The sequence below is a fragment of the Streptomyces sp. NH27 genome, from assembly GCF_056859195.1.
This window is the reverse complement of record NZ_JACEGK010000648.1, coordinates 1-3,889: the sequence shown is the minus strand read 5'-3', so window position 1 is coordinate 3,889 and position 3,889 is coordinate 1. Positions and strand designations below refer to the sequence as shown.

The following is a 3,889-nucleotide window of genomic DNA, read 5'->3' as shown; positions in this document are numbered from 1 at the left end:
GCCCGTCCCCGCCCGCTCCGCGTCGCCGCTACTTCCCGTATGGGAGGTATTGCGCCTGGGCCGGGCGGTCCCAGTCCGACGGGAGCAGGCATCCGCTCCACGCGTCCCGCCGGGTGTCCTCGCGTACGACCCGCGACCGTACGGTGCCCTCCATGACGAAGCCGAGCTTCAGGGCGACCGCGCGGGAGGCTTCGTTGCCGGCCTCCGCGTACCACTCGAGGCGCTCGACACCCAGGGCGTCGAAGGCCCAGGTACATACCGCTTGGGCCGCCTCCACGGTGTAGCCCCTGCCGCGCTGGTGCTTCGCCGTCCAGTAGCCCAGTTCGGCCTGGCGCTGTGGGGCGGCCAGGTGCTGGAGGCGGACCAGGCCCATGGAGCTGACCAGGGCGCCGTCGTCGCGGGTGAAGATGCCGAAGTTGTACATGGTGTCGTCGCGCCAGCCGTCCGCGCAGACGATGTTGATGAAGTGGTCGGCGCGCTCGCGTGGGTACGGCGACGGAACGGATGTCCAGCGCGAGATCTCAGGGTCCTGACAGGCGGCGTACAGGGCGTCGCCGTCACGCGGTTCCAGGGCACGCAGGAGGAGGCGCTTTGTGGTGAGAACAGGTGTTTCCATGGCGGGTGCGCACCTTTCCGGCAGGGTGCCGGGCACCCCGTGGTGGCCGCATATCGGGCGGCGAGAGGACTGCGGCCGAGTATCCCGGACGTCTGTGGGCGGGGGAAAACCGTTTTGCCGCTGCCGGGCCTCCCGGCCCGCTGGTGTCCTCGCTTACGATGGCCGTTGCAGCAGGGCCAGGCAGACAGGACCCGCGCTGTGCCCCGCGCGGGAATTCGCGCCAGGCCCGACCGGCAAGGAGTCAGCCTACGTGTCCGTCATCAGCAAGATCATGCGTGCAGGTGAAGGCAAGATCCTGCGCAAGCTGCACCGCATCGCGGACCAGGTCAATTCCGTCGAAGAGGACTTCGTCGAGCTCACGGACGCCGAGTTGCGGGCACTCACCGACGAATTCAAGCAGCGCTACGAAGACGGGGAGTCGCTGGACGACCTGATGCCCGAGGCGTTCGCCGCGGTCCGCGAGGCGGCCAAGCGCGTACTCGGCCAGCGCCACTACGACGTGCAGATCATGGGCGGCGCGGCCCTGCACCTCGGCTATGTCGCCGAGATGCGCACCGGCGAGGGCAAGACCCTGGTCGGCACCCTTCCCACGTACCTCAACGCGATCTCCGGCAAGGGCGTTCACCTGATCACGGTCAACGACTACCTCGCCGAGCGCGACTCGGAGTGGATGGGCCGGGTGCACAAGTTCCTTGGCATGAGCGTCGGCTGCATTCTGGCGAACATGACGCCGGCCGAGCGCCGCGAGCAGTACAGCTGCGATATCACCTACGGCACCAACAACGAGTTCGGCTTCGACTACCTGCGCGACAACATGGCGTGGTCGAAGGACGAGCTGGTCCAGCGCGGCCACAACTTCGCGGTCGTCGACGAGGTCGACTCGATCCTGGTGGACGAGGCGCGTACCCCGCTGATCATCTCCGGCCCGGCCGACCAGGCCACGAAGTGGTACAGCGACTTCGCCCGCCTGGTGAAGCGGCTCAACCGTGGCGAGGCCGGCAGCCTCGGCAAGGAGGAGACCGGCGACTACGACGTGGACGAGAAGAAGCGCACCGTCGCCATCCACGAGTCCGGCGTCAGCAAGGTCGAGGACTGGCTGGGCATCGACAACCTGTACGAGTCGGTGAACACCCCGCTCGTCGGTTATCTGAACAACGCCATCAAGGCCAAGGAGCTCTACAAGAACGACAAGGACTACGTCGTCATCGACGGTGAGGTCATGATCGTCGACGAGCACACCGGCCGTATCCTCGCCGGCCGCCGCTACAACGAGGGCATGCACCAGGCGATCGAGGCGAAGGAAGGGGTGGACATCAAGGACGAGAACCAGACGCTCGCCACGATCACCCTGCAGAACTTCTTCCGCCTGTACGACAAGCTGAGCGGCATGACCGGTACGGCGATGACCGAGGCCGCCGAGTTCCACCAGATCTACAAGCTGGGCGTCGTGCCGATCCCGACCAACCGCCCGATGCAGCGGATGGACAAGCCCGACCTGATCTACCGCACGGAGGAGGCGAAGTTCGCCGCCGTCGTGGAGGACATCGTCGAGAAGCACGAGAAGGGTCAGCCGGTCCTGGTCGGCACCGTCTCCGTCGAGAAGTCCGAGTACCTGTCCGCGCAGCTGTCCAAGCGTGGCATCCCGCACGAGGTGCTCAACGCCAAGCAGCACGACCGTGAGGCGACCATCGTCGCCCAGGCCGGGCGCAAGGGCGCGGTCACCGTCGCCACCAACATGGCCGGTCGCGGTACCGACATCAAGCTCGGCGGTAACCCCGACGACCTCGCCGAGGCGGAGCTGCGCCAGCGCGGCCTGGACCCGGTCGAGCACGTCGAGGAGTGGGCCGCGGCCCTGCCGGAGGCGCTGGAGCGCGCCGAGGAGGCGGTCAAGGCCGAGTTCGAGGAGGTCAAGGACCTCGGCGGGCTGTACGTCCTGGGCACCGAGCGGCACGAGTCGCGCCGGATCGACAACCAGCTCCGTGGCCGCTCCGGCCGCCAGGGCGACCCGGGCGAGTCCCGCTTCTACCTCTCCCTCGGCGACGACCTGATGCGGCTGTTCAAGGCGCAGATGGTCGAGCGCGTGATGTCCATGGCCAACGTGCCCGACGACGTGCCGATCGAGAACAAGATGGTCACCCGGGCCATCGCGTCCGCCCAGTCGCAGGTCGAGCAGCAGAACTTCGAGATCCGTAAGAACGTCCTCAAGTACGACGAAGTGCTCAACCGCCAGCGTGAGGTGATCTACGGCGAGCGCCGCCGCGTCCTGGAGGGCGAGGACCTCCAGGAGCAGGTGCAGCACTTCATGGACGACACCATCGACGCGTACATCGACGCCGAGACGCGCGAGGGCTTCGCCGAGGACTGGGACCTGGACCGGCTGTGGGGTGCCTTCAAGCAGCTCTACCCGGCGAAGGTCACCGTCGACGAGCTGGAGGAGGCGGCCGGCGACCGCGCGGGTATCACCGCCGAGTTCATCGCCGAGTCGGTCAAGGACGACATCCACGAGCAGTACGCCGAGCGGGAGAAGCAGCTCACCGAGGACATCATGCGTGAGCTGGAGCGGCGCGTGGTGCTGTCGGTGCTCGACCGCAAGTGGCGTGAGCACCTCTACGAGATGGACTACCTCCAGGAGGGCATCGGGCTGCGCGCCATGGCGCAGCGCGACCCGCTGGTGGAGTACCAGCGTGAGGGCTTCGACATGTTCACCGCCATGATGGACGGCATCAAGGAGGAGTCCGTCGGCTACCTGTTCAACCTGGAGGTCCAGGTGGAGCAGCAGGTCGAGGAGGTGCCGGTGACGGACGAGGTGCAGGACGCGCCGCCGTCGCTGGTCAAGCAGCCCGAGATCCGCGCGAAGGGCCTGGAAGCGCCCAAGCGGGCGGACCGGCTGCACTTCTCCGCGCCGTCGGTCGACGGTGAGGGCGGCGTCGTGGAGGGCGAGTTCGAGGAGGCGGGCGTCTCCGGGGGTTCGTCCGGTGCCGGCGACGAAGAGTCCGGTACGACCCGCGCGGAGCGCCGCAAGGCCGCCAAGGGCGGTCGCCGCCGCAAGAAGTAGGCGCTGCAGGAAGTAGCGCCGCGGGAAGCGGCGTCGTGGTACCACCGGCTCGGGGCCGGGCCGATGCGGCCCGGCCCCGAGCCGTTCGCCTCCATCGCCTGCACCCGCATGTTGCGGTGCGGGTGGGCTCATTGCGCGGCCACGTCGGTGCAGTGCCAGCGGGCGCGGCCGTAGCCGGGGCCGGAGTCGGCGTTCCCGGGTTCGAGACGGAAGGCGAT

2 protein-coding genes are annotated in these 3,889 nt (G+C 68.1%); one reads left to right on the top strand and one right to left on the bottom strand.

Features of this window, described 5'->3' with window-relative positions; translation table 11 throughout:
* Positions 1-28: 28 nt before the first annotated feature.
* On the bottom strand, positions 29-616 hold the full coding sequence (locus tag AC13HU_RS33775) for a GNAT family N-acetyltransferase (protein WP_483045803.1): 588 nt from the start codon (positions 614-616) through the stop codon (positions 29-31).
* A 250-nt stretch (positions 617-866) separates the two neighbouring features.
* Here AC13HU_RS33775 and secA point away from each other — a divergent pair, with 250 nt between their 5' ends.
* The gene (gene secA, locus AC13HU_RS33770) at positions 867-3,671 is read left to right on the top strand and encodes a preprotein translocase subunit SecA (protein WP_483045802.1); all 2,805 of its coding nucleotides are present in this window, start codon (positions 867-869) and stop codon (positions 3,669-3,671) included.
* Positions 3,672-3,889 lie beyond the last annotated feature (218 nt).